Annotated in this window: 22 protein-coding genes; 10 read left to right on the plus strand and 12 right to left on the minus strand. The window is 72.5% G+C overall.

Annotated elements, in window-relative coordinates:
* Window positions 1-57: 57 nt before the first annotated feature.
* From ACWDS7_RS02585 to ACWDS7_RS02600, 4 genes are all read right to left on the minus strand, one after another.
* A complete protein-coding gene (locus tag ACWDS7_RS02585; protein ID WP_451927787.1) occupies window positions 58-1,110 on the minus strand; it encodes an amidohydrolase family protein in 1,053 nt (350 codons plus the stop codon).
* Between the two features lie 2 nt (window positions 1,111-1,112).
* A complete protein-coding gene (gene melA, locus ACWDS7_RS02590; RefSeq protein ID WP_451927788.1) occupies window positions 1,113-2,405 on the minus strand; it encodes an alpha-galactosidase in 1,293 nt (430 codons plus the stop codon).
* A 13-nt stretch (window positions 2,406-2,418) separates the two neighbouring features.
* Window positions 2,419-3,354 carry a zinc-binding dehydrogenase gene (locus ACWDS7_RS02595; RefSeq protein ID WP_451927789.1) on the minus strand — a complete coding sequence of 312 codons (936 nt, stop codon included), beginning with the start codon at window positions 3,352-3,354 and terminating at the stop codon, window positions 2,419-2,421.
* A gap of 127 nt (window positions 3,355-3,481) precedes the next feature.
* Window positions 3,482-4,312 carry a fumarylacetoacetate hydrolase family protein gene (locus tag ACWDS7_RS02600; RefSeq protein WP_451927790.1) on the minus strand — a complete coding sequence of 277 codons (831 nt, stop codon included), beginning with the start codon at window positions 4,310-4,312 and terminating at the stop codon, window positions 3,482-3,484.
* A 386-nt stretch (window positions 4,313-4,698) separates the two neighbouring features.
* Here ACWDS7_RS02600 and ACWDS7_RS02605 point away from each other — a divergent pair, with 386 nt between their 5' ends.
* From ACWDS7_RS02605 to ACWDS7_RS02625, 5 genes are all read left to right on the plus strand, one after another.
* Window positions 4,699-4,830, plus strand: a complete 132-nt coding sequence (locus ACWDS7_RS02605) for a hypothetical protein (protein WP_451927791.1) — start codon at window positions 4,699-4,701, stop codon at window positions 4,828-4,830.
* A gap of 14 nt (window positions 4,831-4,844) precedes the next feature.
* The gene (locus tag ACWDS7_RS02610) at window positions 4,845-5,609 is read left to right on the plus strand and encodes an SDR family NAD(P)-dependent oxidoreductase (protein ID WP_451927792.1); all 765 of its coding nucleotides are present in this window, start codon (window positions 4,845-4,847) and stop codon (window positions 5,607-5,609) included.
* A gap of 48 nt (window positions 5,610-5,657) precedes the next feature.
* Entirely contained in the window at window positions 5,658-7,061 is a 1,404-nt protein-coding gene (locus ACWDS7_RS02615) for an FAD-binding oxidoreductase (RefSeq protein ID WP_451927793.1), read from the plus strand.
* Window positions 7,058-8,269, plus strand: coding sequence for a (Fe-S)-binding protein (locus ACWDS7_RS02620; RefSeq protein ID WP_451927794.1), 1,212 nt, complete (start codon window positions 7,058-7,060; stop codon window positions 8,267-8,269). Before ACWDS7_RS02615 ends, ACWDS7_RS02620 begins: the two co-directional genes overlap by 4 nt.
* A gap of 162 nt (window positions 8,270-8,431) precedes the next feature.
* The gene (locus ACWDS7_RS02625) at window positions 8,432-8,842 is read left to right on the plus strand and encodes an NUDIX domain-containing protein (protein WP_451927795.1); all 411 of its coding nucleotides are present in this window, start codon (window positions 8,432-8,434) and stop codon (window positions 8,840-8,842) included.
* Window positions 8,843-8,922: 80 nt separating this feature from the next.
* Here the strand turns inward: ACWDS7_RS02625 and ACWDS7_RS02630 are convergent, their stop codons facing one another.
* The gene (locus ACWDS7_RS02630; RefSeq protein ID WP_451927796.1) at window positions 8,923-9,183 is read right to left on the minus strand and encodes a hypothetical protein; all 261 of its coding nucleotides are present in this window, start codon (window positions 9,181-9,183) and stop codon (window positions 8,923-8,925) included.
* A gap of 197 nt (window positions 9,184-9,380) precedes the next feature.
* On the opposite strand from ACWDS7_RS02630, the gene ACWDS7_RS02635 reads away from it, so the two are divergent.
* Complete coding sequence (locus ACWDS7_RS02635; protein ID WP_451927797.1) at window positions 9,381-10,529, plus strand: carboxylate-amine ligase; 1,149 nt, start codon at window positions 9,381-9,383, stop codon at window positions 10,527-10,529.
* On the opposite strand, the gene ACWDS7_RS02640 is transcribed toward ACWDS7_RS02635, so the two are convergent.
* Together ACWDS7_RS02640 and ACWDS7_RS02645 are read right to left on the minus strand one after the other, a co-directional pair.
* Window positions 10,502-12,190 carry an NAD(P)-binding domain-containing protein gene (locus ACWDS7_RS02640; RefSeq protein WP_451927798.1) on the minus strand — a complete coding sequence of 563 codons (1,689 nt, stop codon included), beginning with the start codon at window positions 12,188-12,190 and terminating at the stop codon, window positions 10,502-10,504. The genes ACWDS7_RS02635 and ACWDS7_RS02640 overlap by 28 nt on opposite strands.
* 233 nt (window positions 12,191-12,423) lie before the next feature.
* Window positions 12,424-12,936, minus strand: coding sequence for a hypothetical protein (locus ACWDS7_RS02645; RefSeq protein WP_306862323.1), 513 nt, complete (start codon window positions 12,934-12,936; stop codon window positions 12,424-12,426).
* A gap of 580 nt (window positions 12,937-13,516) precedes the next feature.
* On the opposite strand from ACWDS7_RS02645, the gene ACWDS7_RS02650 reads away from it, so the two are divergent.
* Window positions 13,517-13,912: a nuclear transport factor 2 family protein gene (locus tag ACWDS7_RS02650; protein ID WP_306862320.1), complete on the plus strand. Its 396-nt coding sequence runs from the start codon at window positions 13,517-13,519 to the stop codon at window positions 13,910-13,912.
* Window positions 13,913-14,490: 578 nt separating this feature from the next.
* On the opposite strand, the gene ACWDS7_RS02655 is transcribed toward ACWDS7_RS02650, so the two are convergent.
* From ACWDS7_RS02655 to ACWDS7_RS02670, 4 genes are all read right to left on the minus strand, one after another.
* Window positions 14,491-15,087 (minus strand): carboxymuconolactone decarboxylase family protein, encoded by a 597-nt coding sequence (locus ACWDS7_RS02655; RefSeq protein ID WP_306862319.1) that lies wholly within the window; start codon window positions 15,085-15,087, stop codon window positions 14,491-14,493.
* 336 nt (window positions 15,088-15,423) lie between these two features.
* Window positions 15,424-15,936, minus strand: a complete 513-nt coding sequence (soxR, locus tag ACWDS7_RS02660; protein ID WP_451927799.1) for a redox-sensitive transcriptional activator SoxR — start codon at window positions 15,934-15,936, stop codon at window positions 15,424-15,426.
* Window positions 15,937-16,560: 624 nt separating this feature from the next.
* The gene (locus ACWDS7_RS02665; RefSeq protein ID WP_451927800.1) at window positions 16,561-17,073 is read right to left on the minus strand and encodes a DUF4440 domain-containing protein; all 513 of its coding nucleotides are present in this window, start codon (window positions 17,071-17,073) and stop codon (window positions 16,561-16,563) included.
* Entirely contained in the window at window positions 17,073-17,984 is a 912-nt protein-coding gene (locus tag ACWDS7_RS02670) for an SDR family oxidoreductase (RefSeq protein WP_451927801.1), read from the minus strand. Before ACWDS7_RS02670 ends, ACWDS7_RS02665 begins: the two co-directional genes overlap by 1 nt.
* 104 nt (window positions 17,985-18,088) lie before the next feature.
* Here ACWDS7_RS02670 and ACWDS7_RS02675 point away from each other — a divergent pair, with 104 nt between their 5' ends.
* The gene (locus tag ACWDS7_RS02675) at window positions 18,089-19,060 is read left to right on the plus strand and encodes an AraC family transcriptional regulator (protein ID WP_451927802.1); all 972 of its coding nucleotides are present in this window, start codon (window positions 18,089-18,091) and stop codon (window positions 19,058-19,060) included.
* 81 nt (window positions 19,061-19,141) lie between these two features.
* On the opposite strand, the gene ACWDS7_RS02680 is transcribed toward ACWDS7_RS02675, so the two are convergent.
* Entirely contained in the window at window positions 19,142-20,365 is a 1,224-nt protein-coding gene (locus ACWDS7_RS02680) for a serine hydrolase domain-containing protein (protein ID WP_451927803.1), read from the minus strand.
* 409 nt (window positions 20,366-20,774) lie between these two features.
* Here ACWDS7_RS02680 and pcaD point away from each other — a divergent pair, with 409 nt between their 5' ends.
* Window positions 20,775-21,515 carry a 3-oxoadipate enol-lactonase gene (pcaD, locus tag ACWDS7_RS02685; protein ID WP_451927822.1) on the plus strand — a complete coding sequence of 247 codons (741 nt, stop codon included), beginning with the start codon at window positions 20,775-20,777 and terminating at the stop codon, window positions 21,513-21,515.
* A gap of 52 nt (window positions 21,516-21,567) precedes the next feature.
* Window positions 21,568-23,301, plus strand: a complete 1,734-nt coding sequence (locus tag ACWDS7_RS02690; RefSeq protein ID WP_451927804.1) for a pyruvate dehydrogenase — start codon at window positions 21,568-21,570, stop codon at window positions 23,299-23,301.
* The last annotated feature ends 110 nt before the right edge of the window (window positions 23,302-23,411 follow it).

The following is a 23,411-nucleotide window of genomic DNA, read 5'->3' on the forward strand; positions in this document are numbered from 1 at the left end:
CCTCGGCGCCGTGCCGCCGCCGGAGCACCGGCACGGCCCGTGTCAGCTCCTGGACGTTCATGCCAGCCTCGGTACGAGCCTGAGCGCATTGCCGGTGTAGACCTGCTCCAGCACGTCGTCGGGGAGGTCGAGCCCGCTGATGGTCCAGCGGCCCATCAGCGGTGGGTCGTCCAGGGAGTGGGCGAACGCCTCGTCGGCGGTCTCCATGAAGCGGAAGTGGATCCGGTAGACCTCCGGGTCCGGCGGGATCTCGTCGGTGCCGAACAGCACGCGGCCGGGGTGGCGGAGAATCAGCTCGCGGGTGGCGCGCGGCGCCCTGCCGAGCTCGGCGATGCGGGCGGCGATGTCGATGTGGAAGTTGGGGTGGTCGTCGAGCATCCGGCCGACCCAGCCGAGGTTCTCCGGCCAGCATCCGGCGTGCACGCCGATCACGGTGGTGGCCGGGTGGGCGGCGACCATCGCCTCCATGGCCTCCATCAGCCGCTCGAACGGCGGGAACCGCGGACCGGAGAAGGCCCAGTCGGGGCGGGCGGCCAGCAGTTCGAGGCGCTCGTTGCGCTCGTCGATCGGCTCGAAGAAGGCGACGGGGTCGGCGGTGTGCAGGGCGATCGGGACGCCCAGCTCGCCGGCCGCCGCCCAGAGCGGGGCCAGCCGCGCGTCGTCGAGCATGACCAGCTCGCCGCGGTGGTCGCGCACGTGCAGGCCGACGTCCTTCCAGACCTTCAGCCCGGCGGCGCCCTCGGCGACCGAGGCGCGCAGCTGCGCGGCCAGCCGCTCGCCGAACCCCGGCTCGGCGGCCTGTGACCAGTCGACGTGGCAGAACGTGGCGAACTTCCCGGGGTGGGCGGCGTCGTAGCGCTCGATGTTCTCGGCCAGCTCCCGGCCCCAGCGGCCGTCGAGGTTGACCATGCCGCGCAGGTTGAGCGCGTCCATCGTCCCCAGCAGCGCCGGCACGTCCTTGACCATCCAGTCGCCGTCCTCGGTGAGCCAGCGGCCGAGGTGGATGTGGGCGTCCACGGCGGGCAGGCGGGCGCGGTCGACATGGTGGACGGGGACCCGGAGCTGGGAGACGGGGCGGTAGCGGGAGAGCGGTAGGTCCGGGGTGCACACGGTCAGTCCCTGACGCCTTCGGGCAGCAGGTCCCCGTGAGCGGCGATCAGCTCGTCGACCAGCTCGCGGATCCGGTGGACCGGCAGGGTGGCCGCGGTGTTCGGGTCGAGCAGGGCGGCCTGGTAGACGTGGTCGCGGCGGCCTTCCAGGGCGGCCTTCACGGTCAGCTCGCTCACATTGAGCGTGCTCCTGTTGAGCGCGGCGAGCTGGGCGGGCAGCTCGCCGATCCTGGTCGGCTGCACCCCCGCCCGGTCCACGTGGCAGGGCACCTCGACGCAGGCGTCGGCGGGGAGGTTGGCGATGAGCCCCCCGTTCCGGACGTTGCCGTGGATGAGGCGGGGGGTGCCGGTCTCCATGGAGTGGATGGCCAGCGAGGCCAGCTCGTCGCCGCGTTCGATGGTCACGCCCTCGCCGGCGTCGAGGGAGCGCTTCTGCGACTCGTACTCGGCGAAGCCGTCGGCCAGCCAGTCCAGGTAGACGCCGACCGGGATGCGGTAGTGCTCGATCTGGTCGGCGTGCGGGAGGAACCAGGGCAGGTATTCGGAGCCGTGCTCGCTCGACTCCGTCGGGAAGTAGCCGAAGTTCCGGTACACCTCCACGCGGACCCTGCGCCGCAGCTCGGGGTCGGCCTCGATGAGCTCGTCCAGCCGGCCGTACAGGTTCTCCCCGTTCCGCTCGAAGCGGAGCACGAACGCCTGGTGGTTGACGCCCGCGGTGGTGAAGGAGATCTCCTCCTCCGGCACGCCGACCATCCTGGCCAGGGTGGACTGGGTGTCGCGCGCGGCGTGGCAGACGCCCACGACGTTGCGGAACGGCGTGCCCGCGTAGACCGCCCACGGGATCATCGACATCGGGTTGGTGTAGTTGAACAGCACCGCGCCGGGGGCGAGCTCGGCGAGGTCGTGCCCGATGGCGACCATCACGGGGATGGTGCGCAGCGCCCGGAAGATCCCGCCGATGCCCAGGGTGTCGGCGATCGTCTGGCGCACGCCGTACCGGGCGGGGATCTCGAAGTCACGCTGTACGGCGGCCAGCCCGCCGACGGCGATCTCGTTGATGACGTGGTCGGCGCCGTCGAGCGCGGCCCTGCGGTCGGCGTGCGCCTCGATCTTGGCTCCGACGCCCAGCTCGGCGACCATCCAGGTGGCCATCGCCTCGGCCGTGGCCAGCCGCGCGGGATCGATGTCGTGCAGCACGATCGTCGACTCGGTCAGCTCGGGGAAGGTCAGGATGTCGGAGAGCAGGTTCTTGGCGAAGGTGATGCTACCGGCGCCCACCAGGACGATCCGGGCCATGGGATACCTCGATTCAGGGGGTGAGCAGTGCCTTGACGGGGGTGGCGCGGCCGTTCATCAGCGCGGTGAAGATCTCGGCGCCCTCGGCGAGCGGGAAGGTGTCGACCCAGCTCAGGTCCCAGCCGCCGACCAGGTCCACCGCGGCGGCGAAGTCGGCGTCGCGGTAGGCGAAGGAGCCGAGCACCCGCTTCTCGCCGCGCACGAGATCGGCGGCGTCAAATCCGGCGGTGCTGTCGGCCAGGCCCAGCCAGACCGCGACCCCGCCCGGCCGCAGGCGGGCCAGCGACTGCTCGTGGGTGGCGGCCGCGCCGACCGCGTCGAAGATCACGTCGTACTCGCCGGTCAGCGTGGACACGGCCGCGTCGGCGCCCAGCCGGCCCGCGATCTCGCGGCGGATGTCGGACCGGTCGGCGATCTCGACCCGCCCGGCCCCGCCCGCCACCGCGACCTGCAGGCAGGCCAGGCCGATGGCGCCGGCGCCGATGACGCCCACCCGCACCCCCGCCGGAGCGCCGGCCAGCGCCCAGGCGTGGACGGCGTTGGCCGCCGGCTCGACGATGCCCGCCGCCGTCCAGTCGAGCCCCTCGGGCAGCGGGACCAGCGCGCCGGCGGGCACGGCGACCCGCTCGGCGAACGCGCCCGGCGTGTGCACCCCGACGATCCGCCGCTCCCGGCACACGTTGCGCAGCCCCAGCGCGCACAGGTCGCAGCGGCCGCAGGAGAGGATGGGATTGATGATGACGGGGCGGCCGTCCTCCGTGCGGCCGGCGAACTCGTGCCCCATCACCAGCGGCGGCACCCGGAAACCGGGCGTCTTGACGCCGTGCAGCTCGCTGCCGCAGATGCCGGAGGCGACCACGTGCACCAGCACGTCGCCGGGGCCCGGCTCGGGCTCGGGCACCTCGCGCATCTCCACGGTGCCGGGCCCGGTGAACACCAGGGCCCTCACCGGAGCTCGCCGCCCGCCGGATGTGCGTGTCTCACAGAAACTCCTGTCCAAGAGGTCGGATGCGGCACGGGGTCGGCCCGCCGGCCGTCACCTGCCGACGACGGGGTCGCGCAGGGCGCCGATGCCCTCACCTGCCGACGACGGGGTTGCGCAGGGCGCCGATGCCCTCGACGCTCACCTCGACGACGTCTCCGGGCCGGAGCGAGCGCCGCGGGTCCATGAACTCGCCACAGCCCCACGGGGTGCCGGTCAGCACCACGTCGCCGGGTTCGAGGGTGAAGGCGCGGGAGCAGTAGGACAGCAGCTCGGCGACGCCGAAGAGCATCTCCGCGGTGCTGGAGTCCTGCACGGTCTCGCCGTTGACGGCCGTCCGCAGCCGGAGCGACTGCGGGTCGCCGAGCTCGTCGGGGGTCACGACGGCCGGGCCGAGCGGGCAGAAGGTGTCCAGGCTCTTGCCGCGCGTCCACTGGCCGTCGGCGAACTGCAGGTCGCGGGCGGAGACGTCGTTGGCCACGGTGTATCCGGCCACTCCCGCCAGCGCCTCGGCCGGGCTCGCGTGCCGGATCGGCGCGCCGATGACGGCGGCCAGCTCGACCTCCCAGTCGACCCGCTCGGTCAGCTCGCCGTCGATGACGATCGGCTCGCCGGGGCCGATCACGCTGGAGGGGAACTTGGCGAACATCAGCGGGCGCTCCGGCCTGTCCATCCCCGCCTCACGGATGTGGTCCAGGTAGTTCAGCCCGATCGCCACGATCTTGCCGGGCCGCAGCGGCGCCACGGGCGCCGCGTCCGCGATCGGCCCGGCCGCCGAGGCGGCCAGCCGCCGGGTCTCCTCGATGCCCCCGGCCAGCACCGCCTCCAGCGGCGTGCCGGCCGGGACGTCCAGCGCGTACCAGAGCCCCTCTCGCTCCACCGCGGCCAGCCGGGCCCCTCCGGCGCGCACCGTGCCGAGTCTCATTCACCCTCCTTATTTCATTCCGTATCGCAGAATGCAGTTCTGAACTGGCGACAGAACACCACCCGGGGCGATCGACTGTCAAGCATCAGCGGAAAGATCCCAGATGAGAACGGCCGTCCCGGGGCACCACCCAGGAGGCACCGCGGACCGGGCGCCGGACCAGCCGGTCCCCGCGCGGGACACGGCCCGGGGAGTGGGGCGAGACGCCGGCGGACCGGCCGCTCCCGGCGGACACCCAGGCCGGAGCGGCGCGACCCGCTACAGAGCACACCTCGCCGACGAGTACGGCCGGTAGATTCCGGATAACAGAATGCTGGACCGTATTGCGGAACTAATGCTAATTTCGACCAACATCCGCCGTACAGCCGACAGGGACGGTCCCGCCGATGTATCTCGAACTCGACACCCCGGCACTGGTCATCGACCTCGATGCGGTCCGCGCCGACGTCGCCCACGGCGTCGAAGGCGGCCGGGCCGTCACCGAACCACGCGTCGCCGCCCGCGGCGCGGTGCGCTGAAGGGGAAGGTCGTCATGCGAGGACTGTCGGGAAAGCGGGTGCTGGTCAGCGGTGGCAGCAGCGGCATCGGCGCCGCCACCGCCCGGAGGTTCCTCCAGGAGGGCGCCCGGGTCGTCATCGGGGGGCTGGACCAGGCCGAGGTCGACCGGACGGTGGCCGAGCTGACCCCGCTCGGGGAGGTGAGCGGGCTGCCGGGCGACGTCAGCTCCGAGGCCGACGTGGCCCGGCTGGTCGGCGGCGCGGTCGCCGTGCTGGGCGGCCTCGACGTGCTGGTCAACAACGCCGGCACCGCCTGGCGCGAGCCGTTCCTGGAGATCACCCCGGACCACTGGGACCGGATCATCGCGGTGAACCTGCGCGGCATGTTCCTGGTCGCCCAGGCCGTGGCCAGGCACCTGGTGGCGCAGGGGTCTGGCGGGGTGATCCTCAACATGTCCTCCACCAACGGGCTCGGTGGGGAGGCGGACTACGCCCATTACAACGCCTCCAAGGGCGGCGTGCTCCTGCTCACCAGGACCATGGCGGTCGAGCTGGGCCGGCACGGCATCCGCGTCAACGCGCTCTGCCCCGGCTACATCCGCACCCCGCTGAACTCGGTGATCTCGGCCGGGCTCGACGACGGCTTCGTCTCCGCCTACGAGCGCGACCACATCCCGCTCGGCCGGGCGGGCCTGGCCGAGGAGGTCGCCGCCGGATACGCCTTCCTGGCCTCCGACGACGCGGCGTTCGTCCACGGCACCGAGCTGGTGATCGACGGCGGTCAGTTGGCGATCATGTGATATCACACCGCCGTACGCCAAGGAGGCCGTACGCCAAGGAGAGGGCCCATGAACACCGCCTCACACGGGGAGCCGCTGGACGCCACCCTGCTGCGGGAGCTGCGCGCGATCGTCGGCGCGGACCACGTACGGCACGCCGACGGGGACGTCGCCGCCTACGCCAGGGACGCCACCCCGCTCTTCTCCGCCAGGCCCGGCGCCGTCGTCCACCCCGGCTCCACCGAGGAGGTGGCCGCCGTCCTCAAGCTGGCCGGCGCCCGCTCCGTCCCGGTCGTCCCCCGCGGCGCCGGGTCCAACCTGTGCGCCGCCACCGTCCCCCTCACCGGCGGCATCGTGCTGGTGCTGACCCGGCTCGACCGCATCCTGGAGATCAGCGCCGACGAGCTGCTGGCGGTCTGCCAACCGGGCGTCACCTCCGCCGAACTGGCCGGGGCCGCCGCCGCGCACGGCCTGCTGTACGCGCCCGACCCCGGCAGCAGGACCGTGGCCACGGTCGGCGGCACCATCGCCACGTGCGCGGGCGGCCTGCGCGGCCTCAAGTACGGCGTCACGCGCAACTACGTGCTCGGCCTGGAGGCGGTGCTGGCGACCGGCGAGGTCATCCGCACCGGCGGACGGCTCTGGAAGGACGTCGCGGGCTACGACCTCACCCGCCTGCTCACCGGCTCCGAGGGCACCCTCGGCGTGATCACCGAGGCGACGGTCGCGCTCACCCCGGCCCCGGAGGCCGGTGGCACCGGCCTGGCGTACTTCGCCACCCTGGCCGACGCCGGCCGGGCCGTGGCGCGGATCATCGGCTCCGGCCTCGTCCCGGCGACGCTGGAGTTCCTGGACGCCAAGTGCATCGAGGCGGTCGAGTCCTACGCCCGGCTCGGGCTCCGGTCCGACGCGGGGGCGCTGCTGCTGTTCGGCGACGACGGCGACGCCGCCACCGTCGGCCGCCATCTCGACCGCATGGCCGAGCTCTGCCTCGGCGAGGGCGCGCTGGAGGCCACCGTCGCGGGCGCGGCGGCCGAGTCGGAGGCGCTGCTGGCCGCCCGGCGGTGCGCGCTGCCGGCGCTGTCGCGGCTGGGCTCGGTCACGATCCTGGAGGACGCCAGCGTGCCCCGCCCGCGCATCGCCGAGATGGTCGGCCACATCGACGCCATCGCCGACCGGCACGGCCTCACGATCGCCACCTTCGGCCACGCGGGGGACGGCAACCTCCACCCCACCTGCGTCGTGGACGCCGGCGACACCGACGCGGTCGAACGCGCGCACCGCGCCTTCGGCGACGTCTTCCGCACCGCGATGGAGCTCGGCGGCACCATCACCGGCGAGCACGGGGTCGGCGCCGCCAAACTCCCCTATCTCACCGAGCGGCTCGGTGCCGACCAGATGGCGCTGCTCCGCCGGATCAAGGCCGCTTTCGACCCCGCAGGCATCCTCAACCCCGGAAAGCTGGGCTCGTGAACGGTTTCACCCCCGAACTGCTCGACCGCTGCATCTCCTGCGGCTTCTGCCTCCCCGCCTGCCCCACCTACGCGCTCACCAAGGACGAGACCTCCTCCCCCCGCGGCCGGATCACGCTGATGCGCGCCCTGGAGGAGGGCACCCTGCCGGACAACGACCTGCGGCTCCAGGAGGAGTCGAGCTTCTGCCTCGGCTGCCGGGCCTGCGAGACCGTCTGCCCGGCCGGGGTCCAGTACGGCGCGCTGCTCGAGGAGTGGCGGGACCGGCAGTGGCAGGGCAGCCGCCGTCCCCTGATCGTCCGGCTGCTGATGTTCGCGGTGAACGCCCGCCGGCGGGTGTGGCTGATGGGCCTGCTCCGCCGCCATGCCCGCACCCGTCCGGCCCGGTCCGGCCTGTTCCGCCGCCGGGCCCGCACCTCCCCGGCCCCCTCCGGCCCGCACCTGATGCTCGGCTGCTTCGAGCGCGCCCTCTACCCGCAGGTGAGCCGGGCCGCCCGGCGCCTCCACCCCGAGCTGGCGGCCCCGGCGGCGCAGGGCTGCTGCGGGGCGCTGCACGCGCACAACGGCGACTCGGCCCGCGGCCGGGAGATGGCCGTGGAGCTGGGCGAGCGGCTGCCCGGCACGATCGTCACCACCTCCGGCGGCTGCGCCGCCCACCTGGCCGACGTGCTCGGCCGCGACCGGGTCAAGGAGCTCTCGGAGTATCTGACCGGCGCGGAGGCCGCCGGGCCCGGCTCCGGGACCGGCGCGGATCCGGCCGGGAGCGGCCGGGACGTCCTCGGCACCGGCGCGGAGGCCGCCGGGCCTGGTCCCGGGACCGGCGCGGACGGCCCCGGGACCGCCCGGGAGCTCCCCCGGACCGGTGCGCGCATCGCCCTGCAGGACTCCTGCCACCTGCGTAACGGCCTCGGCGTCTGGCGCGAGCCCCGGGCGCTGCTGGAGCGGATGGGCGAATACGTCGAACTGCCGTCGGCGGGGACCTGCTGCGGGGCGGCGGGCAGCTACGCCCTCGTCCGGCCCGGCGACAGCAGGCGGATCCTCGACGCCAAGCTCGACGAGATCGAGGCGGCCGGGGTCGACTACGTGGCCGTGGTCAACCCCGGCTGCTACCGCCAGCTCGAACAGGGCCTGCGCCGCCGGAGGTCCGCCGTGCGGGCGGTGCACCTGGCCGAGCTCGCGGCCGGCTCCGTCGGGCCCGCCGACCGCTGAGGGCCTCGCCCGTACGGCGCGCCGGCCGCGGGAGCCCGCCGTGGCACCGCTGAGGGCCTCGCCCGTACGGCGCGGGGGCGGCGGTGGCGCGGCGGGTTGATCTCGCGGACCCCGCCTGATGTCGTGGAGCCGGACCCGGCCCCCCGACGGAAGGACCGCCACATGATCGACGCCAGGACCGGCTGGTACTTCATGCACGCCTCGGTCAAGGCCGTGGTGCTGGCGGACGGCGGCGTGCTGCTGTGCCGCAACCCGCGGGACAAATGGGAGCTGCCGGGTGGCTGGCCGGCGGAGGACGACGTCTGCCTGGCGGACGTCGTCCGGCGCGAGGTGCGCGAGGAGAGCGGCCTCGACGTGGTGGTGGGTCCCGTCGTCGGCGCGGAGATCCTGAGCATCGCGGACGCCGGAAAAGTGATCATCATCGCGCTGCGCGCCACGGTCGACGGCCCGGCCGCGCTGCGGCTCAGCCACGAGCACAGCGACCTGCGTTTCTTCCCCCTCGACGAGCTCCCCGAGGACCTTGAGGCCGGATACGCCGGCCTGATCCGCGCGGCGGGCGACCTCCCCGCCTGAGCCGTACGGCTCCCCGGGCCCGGACCGTGCGGGCGTGCCGGGGAGCCGCACGGGCATGCCGGGAGCCGGGCGGCTCCGGTTCAGCTCTTCAGGAACAGTTCGACGACGGGGACCGCGACGTCCGGCCGGGTGACCGGCAGCCGCAGCGTCAGCGTGCTGTCCGGCAGGCCGGACAGGTAGAGGTGGCCGGGCTGGCCGGGGTCCACCTCCAGGGAGCGGACCTCCGCCCATCCGGGCGGGGTCTCGATCCACGTGTCCCTGGTCGTGCTGTCCGGCGATGCCGTCCATCCCGGCGCGCTGCGCGAGGCCGTCACGGTCGGTGTCCAGGGCTCCTCGGTCATCGTCACGCTCCCGGACGGCGACCGCTTCGAGGTCCGGCCCGCCGCGGACCCCGACGCCCCCCTGATCCGCCCGCCGACACCGGACGGAGATGCCGCTTCGCACCCGGGAACCAAGATCGGATAGGTACCGTGGCGTCGTAGGCACGCTGCCAATCACGGGCGCTCTGCCCCGGGCGGGAGTAGGAATGACGGCGACCGTGGACTCATCGCAGCCAGCGCCCTTCGACGCGCTCTGCCCGCTGGTGGGGGTGGAGGAGGAGTATCTGGTCGTCGACCCGGTGACGCGGGCGGTGGCGCCGCGGGCCGCCGCCGTGGTGGAGCGCGCCGCCGCCGAGCTGGGCGAGCAGGTGGGCACCGAGATCACCCGGTTCCAGGTGGAGGCCAAGACGCTGCCGTGCGCCGGCATCTCCGAGCTGGCGGGGCAGCTACGGCGGATGCGGGCGGCGGTGTCCGCCGCGGCCCGGGACGGAGGGCTGGCCGTGGTCGCCTCGGGCACGCCGGTGCTCGGCGAGGTCGTCCCGCCGCCGATCACCGACCACCCGCGATACGGGGTGGGGATCGGCACCTACCGGGCGCTCCACGACGAGCAGAGCATCTGCGCGGGCCACGTCCATGTGCACCTGCCGGACCGGGAGCGGGCGGTGCTGGTGAGCAACCACCTGCGGCCGTGGCTGCCGGTGCTGATCGCGCTGATGGCCAACTCCCCGTTCTGGACGGGCCGCGACACCGGATACGCCAGCTGGCGGACGCTGAGCTGGGGGAAGTGGCCGGTGGCCGGGCCGCCCCCCTACTTCGCCTCCCTGGCCGAGTTCGAGGAGCTGATCGGCACGCTGACCGACACCGGGGTGCTGGTCGACCCAGGAACGATCTTCTGGGACGTCCGGCCCTCGGCGCGGCTGCCGACGCTGGAGGTGCGGGTGAGCGACGTGCCCGCCACGGCCGAGGAGTCCGCGCTGCTCGCGGCCGTGGTGCGGGGGCTGGTGGTGGTGTCGCTGGAGCGGGTGGAGCGCGGAGACCCGGGCCCGTCCCTGTCGGCCGAGCTGCTGCGGGCGGCCTACTGGCGGGCGGCCCGCGACGGCCTGGACGGCCACGGCGTCGACCCGCTGACCGGCCGCCTGGTGCCCGCCGCCGAGCTGTGCGAGACGTTGCTGCGGCACATCCGCCCGGCCCTGGAGCGGACCGGCGACCTGGAGACGGTGGCCGGGCGGCTGGAGCGGCTGCGCGCCGCCGGCACCGGGGCGGCGCGCCAGCGGGCGGCCCACGACAGGCGCGGGCGGCCCGCCGACGTGGTCGACCATCTGATCGACCACCTGGTGGATCAGGACGGCTCGGGGGCGTGGGCCTGATCGGCCTCCGGGGCGTGCGGCCGGTCGGCCTCGGCACCGTGGGATCGATCGGTCTCGGCGCCGTGGGACCGGTCGGCCTCGGCGCCGTGGGACTGGTCGGCCTCCGGGACGGCGGGGAGCCGGGAGGTCAGGAACGCGCGTAGCGGCTGCACGTGCCGGACCGGGTCACGCCAGACGGCGAGGAGGTCTTCCAGCAGGTGCTGCTCGGCGACCATCTCCCCGTGCCGCCAGGCCCGGGCGACGGGATGCAGGAAGGCGCTCTCGTCCGCCCGGTCGGGGGTCGGGTGCCGCTGGATGGCGAACACGTCGCCGTGGTCACGGGGCCCCCACCGCAGGGTGAGGGTGAAATACAGGGCGTGCTCGGCGAACCGGCCGACCGCGTAGTCCTCCGGCAGGTCCTCGTAGTGCCGGATCCGCCCGGTGTCCTCGTCGACCACATACGTGTCGCACAGGTATTCGAACTGGGTCCACAGCGCCGAGCTGTAGTTCACCCGCTCCAGCATGGTGGCCGTCAGCTGGTCGGGGTCGACCGGCAGCACCCGGTGTTCGAGCGGAGTCTCGTCGTAGCGCTCGGCGAGCAGCCGGGCCATGGTCCGCAGGTTGTAGCGGAACCCGTCGATGAACGCCGAGGAGGCGCCCTTGAAGTCGCGGCCCTGCATCAGGGTGCCGGCGAAGTAGAGGCCCTCGACGTTCGTCGACCGGAAATCGGGGCCGATCGCCGGCATGCGCCCGTTCGGGGCGAGTTCGGGCCGGCAGGAGGGGTCGAAGACGGAGGTGTCCATGGTGAAGCCGGTGCAGCGCAGCACCACGTCATATTCCAGCAGCGCCTTCTCGTCCTCGGCCATGGTGTAGGTGATCTCCACCTTGAACCGGTCGCCCTCGCGCCGGATCTGGTCGATCTCGCACTCCAGCACGCCGTGCAGGGTCTTGAACCAGTAGCTGTCCAGCAGCGCGCCGTACTGGCCCCGCACGTCGCCGGGGTGTTTGCTCGTCCAGGCGAAGCGGACCGGATGCCGACTGGCGAGATGGACGACGGCGGCGTGGCCGAGGAGGGCCTGGGCGGTCTCGAACGCCGAGTTCCCCTTGCCGATGATCAGCACCCGCCGGCCGGTGAAGTCCTCCGGGGCGATCGGCATGTCCTCGTATCCCACCGCCAGCTCGATCCCCGGGATGTCGGGGATGTTCGGGCCGCCCCAGCCGGCCGCCATGACCAGGCATTCGGCGCGGAACGTCTGCCCTCCGGCGTGCGCGACGAAGAGACCGTCCACCTTCTCGATCCGGTCGACGGGGGTGGAGAAGCGCACGTTGAGGGCGTGCTCGCGCTGGAAGTCGGCCAGGTAGCGCACCATGTCCTCGGCGCACGGGAAGTATTCCTGCGAGTAGCGGGGGAACTGCAGACCGGGCGCGTCGTTGAGCAGGGAGTTCCAGTCCCAGCGCAGGTTGATCTCCGGGTCCTTCTCCCCGGTGTGGACCTTGTTCAGCGAGATCAGCCTGCGGTGGCGCGGATAGCGGCGGAAGAAGCCTCCCGGGGCCTCCTCCCGCTCCAGGGTGAGATAGTCGGCGCCGGCCCGCTGCAGGAAGTAGCTGAGCTGCAGTCCGCCGGGCCCGGCGCCGATGATCAGGTAGCGGTGGACGTGCTCGCCGGATCCCGTCGTCGTCATCGGCCCCGGCCCCCCGCCGCGGCCGTGCCGGTGGTGAGAGCGGTGTGTGGCAAGGGCACTCCTTGTGCGGTCGAGGCGGTCGAGGGAACGGGACGCCTCACGTACGGCGTGGGCGGTCCTGTCGGTCGGCTCGGACTCCCCCGGCGTGGGGCCGGAAGCGTCCGACAGGGGCCGGCGACGTCGTCGCCGGCCCCCGTCTCACGGGGCGACGGTCTGGGAGAAGGGCGCACCGGTCAGGCCGCGGCGGGGGCGCAGCGGCAGGTCATCGCCGCCCGCTCGGCCGGGCTCGGCCTGCGGTGCAGCCACATCGCCACCACCATGGGGGCGAACACGATCGCGTTGTAGAACAGGTGCAGCTCGACCCGGGGCACCAGCAGCTGGATCAGGCTGGTCGGCACCGGCCTGCCCAGCAGGTTGTTGCCGGTCAGCGCCTGCAGGAGCAGCAACAGGTGCTCCAGGTGGTGCCAGACCTGGATGCCCAGCGAGATCGTCCACCAGGTGCGGGCGCGCCCGGTGAAGCCCCGTCGGAGCAGGAGCAGGCCGGCGAGCATGACCAGCGCGTAGCCGTAGTGCATCCACTCGGACGTCACCAGCCACGGGAACGGCCCCCCGAGCACACCGCGCGCCTCCGGGACCGGCCAGCCCATGACGTAGATCTGTACGGCCTGCGCCACATGCTCGGCCCAGTGCGCCAGCACGATCACCAGATAGACGTTCAGCCCGATCCGGTGGTAATCGGTGTTCATCGAGGTGACCAGACCTGGTCTGGCTGGTAACGCACCTGAGTGGCTCGCCATGGGTTGTCCTCCGCGGGGGTCGGGTCCGCCGGGCAGTGGATGTTTCTCAGCCCCTCGCCCGCTCGCCGCGTGGCGGAGGGACCTTCTCGCGGAGCGGCGCCCGCTCCGGCCCGTCCGCCGGACGGCTGCCGCGGGGGCGGCTGGTCTCGGAACGGTTGCTCTGGGGACGGCTGGTCTCGGAGCGGCTGGTCTCGGGACAGCGCGGGAACGCGCCTCTGAATATCGGCCCGTCCGTTTTAAGCGTGATATTGAGCATAAATGGTCCTCTAACGGCGAGATGAAGGAATCTCCACGCCGCCTCAGCGCATAAAACCATCCGTCAAACGCTCATGATCGCCATATCGGCGCAGGCTGTCAACGGCCACTTTCCCGACCGCACGTTTCCGCAGGCCCCGCCATTCTGCACGTCCGACACAGCTATATGGCCCCACGGTAAGTGTGTCCTCACTCCCTTGTCGGGCCCCGCCCGTCAGGCGTAGCGTCACCGACGCCACGCAAATACACCCCAGCTACCACAAGGTGGGCATTCATGACCGAACACCCCAACATCGCCCTTGCCCGTGACAGCTACGACGCCCTCTCCAAGGGAGATCTGGACCACATCCGCGACAATCTGCTCGCCGACGATGTTGTCTTCCACGTTCCGGGCCGTGGCCCCCTCGCCGGCGACTATCGCGGAAAGGACCAGGTGCTGGGTTATCTCGCGCGATTGACCGAAACGACTGACGGTTCGGTCCGTTTCGAACCGGAATCCATTCTGCCCGGCGATGACCGCGCCATGGCGACGGTCCGGGTCCGGGGAGAGCGTGCCGGTCGGCAGTTGGACGACCGCGGCGTCCACGTTTTCCGCATCGCCGACGGCAGGATCAGCGAGCGCTGGAGCTACCCGGAGAACCTTTACAGCACCGACGACTTCTTCGCGTAACCGGATGGGCCGATCACGCCCCGCCCCGGCGGCCGTCCGGCACTGACCCCGGCCGCCGGTCGATCACAGCGGGCAGACCCGCCGCCGTCCGGCTGTCGCCCCCGGATGTTCCGGGCGGCGCCGAAACCTCCGCGGCGGCCGGGTCTGCCTCTGGCCTCTGGGCCGGCGTCTCTTCCATCACCTCTCCCACGCCCTCCCACGGTCCTTCTCCTGCTTCCTCCTGGTCCCTCCCACGCTCTTCCTCCTGCTCCCTCCCTTCCTCCCTGCCCCTCCACGGCCTTTCCGTTTTCCGCTTTCCCCTGCCTCCTCCCTCGGTCCTTCTCCTGCTTCCTCCCGGCCCCTCCCACGGTCTCTCCCGGGCACGGGCACGCCTCTCACCAGCCTCCTTCCGCTCGGTCCTCCTCCGACTCGGTCCTCCTCCGGCTCCGGCTTCCTCGCTCCGGCCTCCCTCCTCGCTCGGCCTTCTCAGGTCGGTCCTCCTCCGGCTCCGGCCTCCCCTCCCGCTCGGGTCTCCTCAGATTCGGGCCTCTTCCGGCCTCCCTTCTCGCTCCGGCCTCCCTTCCGGCTCCGGCCTCCTTTCAGCTCTGGCTCAGCGAGTCGGTCAGCACGGCCAGGTATCCGTCGCTGCGCTGCGCGCGCGCGGCATAGTGCGCCGGGTCGTCGGTGGCGACCGTGGCCAGGCCGTCGACGTAGCGGTTGTACATGCAGAACGCCGCCGCGATCAGCACCGTGTCGTGGATCTCCAGGTCCGTCGCGCCCGCCGCCCGCGCGGCGGCGACGTCCTCCTTGGAGACCTTCTTCCCGCTCTGCTGCACTGCGGCCGCGATGACCAGCAGGGCCCTCAGCTTGTCCGAGACCGGCGCCGCGTCCAGGTCGGCGCGGACCTGCTCCACCAACGTCATCCCCTCGGACAGGTGGGCGGCCGCGATGGCGGCGTGCGTGAAGAAACAGAACCGGCACTCGTTCAGCGCCGACACATACGTCGCGATCAGCTCCCGCTCACCGCGCGACAGGGAATTCTCCCTGAACAGCAGCACCTCCACCAGCCCGTTCAGCGGGAAAGCCGCCTCCGGACGGTATTTGAACAGACCGCGGATCCCGGGCTCGTCGGAGTTAAGGGTGATGTGCGGGGTCGAGGAACCCTCGTGGTTGTACTCACCTGGGCCGTTCCGCACCGGCCATTCGACGTCGCATGGTAAGACTCGGGGAGAAAGTATGTCCGCGAGTTTGTCGGCGACATCCGAGCGGACAATTTTGTCGGTGACATCCGAACGGACCGGAAGTGCGACTGCGTTCGTCATTTCTCGGCTCCCTTGCAGGCTGTTTATATGTCCTCGCACGGATAACTGTGCGCGCTCCGCGACCTGCGGACCAGACAACCGGAAGTCAGCAACCTGACCGCCGACAACCGCTTCCTGCCAGCCGGAAATTTGACATCCCACACGTGCCGGATTAAACGACCCGACATCAGCCGGTAACCACGGCACGGAATGCGCCGGCGAACATCCCTTTTATGGACGGCCGGCCGGACCCTCGTCCGGGGGATCGCTCCGGCTCTCCTGGGCGAGCCGTCCGCCGAGGAGGCGGCGCGGGCCGGTCCCCTCGTCGCCGAGCCGGTCGTCGGAGTTGCGCAGGACACACCGGTCGATGGACAGGCAGCCGCAGCCGATGCAGTCGGACAGGTCGTCGCGCAGGCGGGTGAGCTGGTCGATGCGGGTGTCGAGTTCGGCACGCCAGGCCGCGGACAGGCGGGCCCAGTCGGCGCGGGTGGGAGTGCGCCCCTCGGGCAGCTCCGCCAGGGTCTCGGCGACCATGCGCAGCGGGATGCCGACCCGGTGCGCCACCCGGATGAAGGCGACCCGGCGCAGGGTGTCACGGGGGTAGCGGCGCTGGTTGCCCGCCGTCCTGCGGCTGCGGATGAGGCCCTTGTCCTCGTAGAAGTGCAGGGCGGTGACCGCCACGCCGGAGCGCGCGGCGAGCTGGCCGACGGTTAGTTCGGCTGCGTCGAAAGGGGGTTTGGTCATGGCCGGATGCTACGGGTTGACCTCGACCATGGTCGAGGTTTCTTGCCGGTCGGGTGACGACGGCTCAGCCGGCGGACGTACCGCGACCTCATATGGCCGGACGGCGGGGACGGGGATCCCGCGGTGCCGGTGATCGGGCCGGAGGAGCCGCCGCGCGCCGGGGCCTGATCACGGCCCCGGCGGTCCCGATCGGCACCGTCTCCAGCGTCTGGCGGACGCCCCCGTCCGCCACCGAGGTGGCGTACATGGTCAGCCCGACGAGTGTCGTGGTGGCGAGCAGGATCGCGCCGGAGGCCGCGAGCAGCGGAGCGGCTCGCCGGACGCACGCCGGGACACCGGCGGTGCCCGCCCCGGCATGGAAGCGCTGCCTCCCGCGCGTCCGTCGCGTGCCGCTGTACGCACGTTCCGGCGAATCGGCGCCACAGGCAAGTTTGAGGAGAATACGGTGATAGATCCGATATATCGCGGCAACAGGGAAGTGATATTGAAATCGTGACATTGGCCGTTTCTAGCGGCATTCCGACGTGCTGAACTGCAGTTCTGCCCCGGCCGGCCGGAAACACCTGTGGCCCGACGTCCACGCAGCGCCCGGCCCGGAATCCGTACGGCCGGCGCCGGGCGCGGCTATGGCTCGGGCGTCCAGGTCTCGTGCAGATGCCGCCAGCGCAGTCCGTGAGGGGCGTCCGGATCGCGGAGGAACACCACGGTGGCACGGCGGTTCCGGTCGGCGCCCGTGCCGTGCTGCCACTCCTGGTAGGCGGCGACGAGCAGCGGCCCGGCCGCCGCGACCAGCTCCACCTCCCGGATCCGTATCTCGATCCCGGGCACCCGGCCGTGCGCGGCCTCGACCCAGGCCAGCACCTGTCCGCGGGTGAGCGAGGCGCCGTCCGGCCCGCTGAGCGTGAAGTCCGGCAGATGCGCCTGCGCGAAGGCCGCGAACTCCCCGGCGGTGCGTGGCGTCCTGCCCGACAGCCAGCCTTCGATGATCCTGTGCAGGCGGACGATCTCCGCCCGGCAGGCCGCCGCGTCGGCCGCCCCGCGAGGATCCCCGGCCGCCGCGCCGTGGGCGCCCGCGGCGGCCGCCTCACCCGGGTCGTCTCCCGCCGTGCCGCCCGCCGTACGACGCGGGGCGGTCATCACGCGGCTCCGGCGAGGGCGTGCCAGGGCTGGGCGGCGATCCAGGCGCGCAGTGGCGTGAGCCGGATCCCCAGGGTCTCCTCCACCGCCCGATGGTCCACGCCGTACAGGGTCTCGCCGGCGTCGGCGACCCACCGGTAGGTCGCGGCCACTCCGGCCGCCGCGGGGGCGCCGAGCGCGTGGGCCAGCCCCGCCTCGAACTCGGCGGGATCCTGGGCGACGTAGTCGACCCGGCGGCCCAGCTCGGCGGCGAAGGCGGCGGCCAGCTCCGGACCGGTCACCGTGTCGGGCCCGCCGAGGTCGAGGACGGTGCCGGCCAGGCCGTCCCGGGTGAGGGCGGCCACCGTCGCCGCGGCGAGGTCGCCGTGGCTGAGCCACGCGACCGGGGAGCGGGCGGGCAGCGGGTAGCGCAGCACGCCGTCACGGACGAGCGGCCCCGCCGCCCAGGGGGCGCAGAGGTTGTCGAGATAGATCGGCGGGCGCAGGACGACGGTGGGCACGCCCGAACCGAGCAGCGCCGCGGCGGCGGCCCGCCTGGTCTCGAAGGCCGCCACCTCGGTGGCGGCCTCCGGCAGGCGGTTGCCGGTGTTGAACACCAGGCGCCGCAGGCCGGCCGCGAGCGCCGCGTCGGCGACGTTGCGCACGTAGGAGGCGACCTGCTCCGGCCCGTAGATCATGGGGAGCAGCACCGAGGCGTGCGTCATCCCGGCGAAGGCCGCCCTGGCCTGCCCGGGGTCGCCGAGGTCTCCGGCGAAGGGCTCCACCCCGTCCGGGAGACGGCCGTGGCCGCCGGCCGAGCGGGTCAGCCCGCGGACCCGGTGCCCCTCCTCCAGCAGCCGCCGGGCGACGGCGCCGCCCTGCGCTCCCGTCGCGCCGACCACGAGGTGGCGCTGCGGCTCGGTCGATGTCATCACATACTCCATCAGTGATCGGGGCTGTGTGCCGGTGACCAGTCTGCGCAGCCCTGTTCGATACGATCGATATAGATGGATCCCCTGAGATTTAAGGATCGTCCGTGGAATGTGACGGAGATCTGCTGAGCGAGCTGCTCGCCCCACTGCGCCTGCACGGCGTCTTCCACAGCCGGTGGTCGGCCCGGGCGCCCTGGGGCATCGCGGGCGAGCGGGAGCACTGCGCCCTGTTGCACTACGTGCAGGAGGGCGAGTGCACGGTGGAGATGCCCGAGGTGGCCGAGCCGATCCGGCTGCGCGCCGGCGACCTGGCCGTCTTCCCCCGCGGCAGCGGGCACCGGCTCGCCGACCGGCCGGGCCGTCCCACCGTCCCGCTGGCCGCCGTCCTGCCCGCCAGGCAGCCCGGCACCGTGCGCACCGTCGAGATCGACGGCCCGGGGCCGGCGACGACCATGCTCTGCGGCGGGCTGCACTACGACGGAGCCGCCGCGGCCCCGCTCTACCACGCGCTGCCGGCGGTGTTCGTGCTCGACCGGGCGATGCTGGAGGGCCAGCCGCTGCTGGCCGACACGCTGCGGGGGCTGGCCGGCGAATGGGCGGACGGCGAGCCCGGCGCGGGGCTGGTGGCGCTGCGGGCCTTCGAGCTGACGTTCGTGCTCGCCCTGCGTGCCGCGCTGAGCGAGCTCACGCTCGGCGAACCGGTGCTGCGCGCGCTGCGCCACCCGGCGATCAGCAGGGCGCTGCTGGCGGTGCACAGCCGGTTCGCCGAGCCGTGGACGCTGGAGTCGCTGGCGGCCGAGGCGGGGCTGTCGCGGTCGGCCTTCGCCGCGACCTTCCGCGACCTCGTCGGCGAGCCGCCGATGCGCCATCTGACCGGCCGCCGGATGCAGGAGGCCGCCCGGCTGCTGACCGAGACGACGCTGGCGCAGGGCCGCATCTCCGAACGCGTCGGCTACCGCTCCGGCGTCGGCTTCCACCTGGCCTTCCGTGCCTGGTGCGGCCAGACGCCCGGCGAGTATCGCCGCTCACGCCCGGGCTCCGGGCTCGCCGCCGGCCGGGCCCGGCAGATGTCCTGAGCCCGGGAGCACCGCCGGCCGTACCGGCGGACACCGTGAGCCCCGGGAGCACCGCCGGCCGGGCCCGCTCCGGCTCCGTCGTCAGAAGTAGTTCGGCGTGAGGTCGGTCGTCGGCCAGGTGGTCACGGCGCCCGCCGCCTTGCCGAGCAGCGGGTCGATCGAGTCGAAGTCGGGCGTGCCCTCCTCCTCGCGGCGGTTGAAGATGGCGCAGTAGCTGATGCCGTTCTGGATCCGGGCCAGGAAGCTGAAGGTGCCGGGCATCGAGCCGTTGTGCCAGGTGTTGAGCCCGCTGCCGTTCGAGCGGACCCACCAGCCGCCGCCGTACCACGACCCGTTGCCGTTGACGCCGATCTCCGGCTTGGCGAACACCTTGGCGATCGAGGCCGCGTTGAGCACCGGCCCGGCGGCGTCGAAGACCATGCCGAACTTCACCAGGTCGACGGCGGAGGCCAGCCAGCCGCCGTTGGCGTCCTGGTTGGGCATGTTGAAGCCGCCGTAGGGGTAGGGCACCACGGTCCCGGAGTCGTCCACCACGCTCTTGTTGGTGTATTTCGAGACGTAGGGCACCTCGGTCGACGCGGCCTCCGTCTTGAGGCTGCGGCCCAGCCGCATCCGGGTGATGCCGACGGGGGCCAGCAGCTTCTGCTGGATGTAGGACTCGTAGCTCGTGCCGGAGACCTTCTCGATGATCCGGCCGAGCAGCATGTAGCCGTAGTTGCTGTAGACCATCTTCGAGCCGGGGTCGAAGTCCAGGGGGCGCGCGGTGGTGTAGCGGATGATGTCGTCGTGACCGATCGGCAGCGGCACGTCCAGCGTGGCGGAGATGGTGTGGTCGATCCAGAGCTGGTCCTTCGAGACGTTCCGGTCCCAGCCGCCCAGGTGCTGCATCAGGCGGAGCACGGTGACCTGCGCGAGGCGCGGGTCGGCCTCGGCCGACAGGCCGAGCAGCGTGGTGACCGGCGCCGACAGGCTGAGCTTGCCGTCCTGGACCAGCCGCATGATCGCCGCGGAGGTGAGGTGCTTGCTCAGGCTGGCGACGCGGAACAGCGCGGTGGGCTGCAGCGGGGGCAGCCAGACCGGCATGTCGCCCGACTTTCGGTCCGCGTAGCGGTAGCCGCGGGCGAGCAGGATCTTGCCCTTCCTGGCCACGGCGAGCTGGGCGTGCGTGATCTGGCGCTCGGCGATGTACGTCCGCATGGCGGTGTCGAACCCGGCCAGCGCGGCGGGCACGGTCCCGGTGCCCCTGATGACGGGTGTGGCCTGGGCGGTCCCGGTGCCCAGGGCGACGGCGGGCACGAATCCCACACCCGCTTTGAGAAGGTTCCGACGGCTGAGCACTGTCACTTCCGACCCCCAAGTCACACGCGTATCACGAGGGTCAGCATCCTAAACGCCCACGGGACCAAATAAACGGTCATATCAGAACTGGTAAATGTGTGGACCGTTTCAATTTCGACGTCCCGGCCGGGCGAGGTCGGCCGGAGTCGGCGTTGAAGGACAGCTCGGGGGTCACGCGGTAGCGGTCGCCCCGACAGATCGAGCGGGTGGACTCGACGATCCGGCCGTCGTCACGCACCTGCCGCGCGTCTCACTGTGTCCAGCCGGGCCGGCCCCGGTGACCGGTCACCGGAGGCACCGCCCACCTGCCACGGCGCCGCCGGCGCCCGCTCGGCTATGGTGTGCCCGGCGGGGAACCTCTGTCCGGCAGGTGAGAATGCTGCATTACGAGATCGACGGTCCCGTGACGGCGCCGCCGGTCGTGCTGTCCGGCTCGCTGGGCACCACGCTGGAGATGTGGGAGCCGCAGATGGAGGCGTTGGCCCGGCACTTCCGGATCATCCGGCACGACCATCGCGGGCACGGGCGGTCACCGGCCGGCGGGCGGTGCTCGATCGCCGACCTGGGTGGTGACCTGCTGGAGCTGCTGGACCGGCTGGAGCTGCCGCGGGTCTCCTTCGCCGGGCTGTCGCTGGGCGGCATGGTGGGCATGTGGCTGGCGGCGCACGCGCCGGAGCGGATCCACCGGCTGGCGCTGCTGTGCACCTCCGCCAAGCTGAACACCCCCGAGTTCTGGGCCGAGCGGGCGGACGCGGCGCGGACGGGCGGCACGGCGTCGATCGCCGACGCGGTCGCCGCCCGGTGGTTCACGCCGGGCTACGCCGGGCGCGAGCCGTACATCGAGATGCTCGGCGGCGTCTCGGCCGAGGGCTACGCGGCCTGCTGTGAGGCCATCGGGGCCATGGACCTCCGCCCCGACCTGGCCGCGATCAGGGCGCCCACGCTGGTGCTGGCCGGCGCCGACGACCCGGCCACCCCGCCCGAGCACGGCGAGCGGATCGCCGCGGGCATCCCCGGCGCCCGGCTGGTCGTGCTGCCCGGAGCGGCCCACCTGGCCTCCGTCGAACGGCCCGGCGAGGTCTCCCGCGAGCTGATCGGTCACTTCCTCGGGGAGTGACCTGGCGAAAACCGGTGAGGTAACCCGATGACGCGATAGGCGAGGGGGGACCATGGGCACCGTTGCGGAGCAGTTCATCGAGGTGTTGCGCCAGGCCGGGGTGGAGCGGATCTACGGGGTGGTGGGCGACAGCCTGAACCCGGTCGTGGACGCGATCCGCAAGAGCGCCGGCATCGAGTGGGTCCACGTGCGCAACGAGGAGGCCGGGGCGTTCGCCGCCGCGGCCGAGGCGCAGGTCACCGGGCGTCTGGCGGTCTGCGCGGGCAGTTGCGGACCCGGCAACACGCACCTGGTCCAGGGCCTCTACGACGCCCAGCGCAGCGGCGCCCCGGTGCTCGCGCTGGCCTCGCACGTCTCCAGCGCGGAGATCGGCACCGGATTCTTCCAGGAGACCCACCCCGGACGCCTGTTCGTGGACTGCAGCGGCTTCTGCGAGATGATCAGCACGGCCGCGCAGATGCCCCGGGTGCTGCGCACCGCCGTCCAGCACGCGATCGGCCACGGCGAGGTCGCGGTCGTGGTGCTCCCCGGCGACGTGGCGGACCTGCCGGCCAAGCACGACACCGGCACCCACGACGTCCTCACCCGGCGCGGCACCGTCCGGCCCCCCTCCGACCAGGTGGCGGAGCTGGCCACGGCGCTGAACGGCGCGGAGAAGGTGATGCTGTTCTGCGGCGCCGGAGTGCGCGGCGCGCACCAGGAGGTCATGTCGCTGGCCGCGCGCACGTTGGCGCCGGTCGGGCACGCCCTGCGCGGCAAGGAGTGGATCCAGTACGACAACCCCTACGACGTGGGGATGAGCGGGCTGCTGGGATACGGCGCGTGCTACGAGGCCATGCACGAGGCCGACCTGGTGGTGCTGGTGGGCACCGACTTCCCCTACAACGACTTCCTGCCGGGCAGGCGCACGGTCCAGATCGACCACGACCCCGCGCAGCTGGGCCGCCGGACCCCGCTGGAGCTGGCCGTGCACGGCGACGTCGGCGAGACGCTGCGGGCGGTGCTGCCGCAGGTCGCGCAGAAGACGGACCGCCGCTATCTCGACAAGATGCTCTCCAGGCATCTGAAGACGCTGGACAACGTCGTCAACGCCTACACCCGCGACATCGAGCACCACACACCGATCCATCCGGAGTACGTGACGAGCGTCGTGGACGAGCTCGCCTCCGACGACGCGGTGTTCACCGTGGACACCGGCATGTGCAACGTCTGGGCCGCGCGCTATCTCACCCCCAACGGCCGGCGCCGGGTCATCGGCTCCTTCAAGCACGGCAGCATGGCCAACGCGCTCCCGCACGCCATGGGCGCGCAGCTCGCCGACCGCGGACGGCAGGTCGTCTCGCTCTCCGGCGACGGCGGGCTCGGCATGCTCATGGGCGAGCTCCTCACCGTCAGGATGAACGACCTGCCCGTCAAGATCGTGGTGTTCAACAACTCCTCGCTCGGCATGGTGAGGCTGGAGATGCTCGTCGACGGGATGCCCGACTTCGGCACCGACGTCACCCCCGTCGACTACGCGGCGATCGCCGCCGCGATCGGGCTGGGCTCGGTCCGCGTCGAGAAGCCCGCGCAGGTCCGCGAGGCGCTGGCCACGGCCTTCGCGACACCCGGCCCCTATCTGGTGGACGTGGTCACCGACCCCGACGTGCTCTCGATGCCGCCGCGCATCACCGCCAAGCAGGTCAAGGGGTTCGCCCTGGGGGCGGGGAAGGTCGTGCTGACCGGCGGGGTGGGACGCATGATCGACATGGCCAGGGCGAACCTGCGGAACATCCCCCGTCCGTGAGCGCGCCCCGCCGGAGTACGGCGGGCACCCGGAGCGCGCGGCAGCGAAGTACGGCGGGCACCCGGAGCATGCCGCACCGAGTACGGCAGGCACCCGGAGCGCGCCGGATA

It is taken from the genome of Streptosporangium sp. NPDC003464 (genome assembly GCF_053588315.1).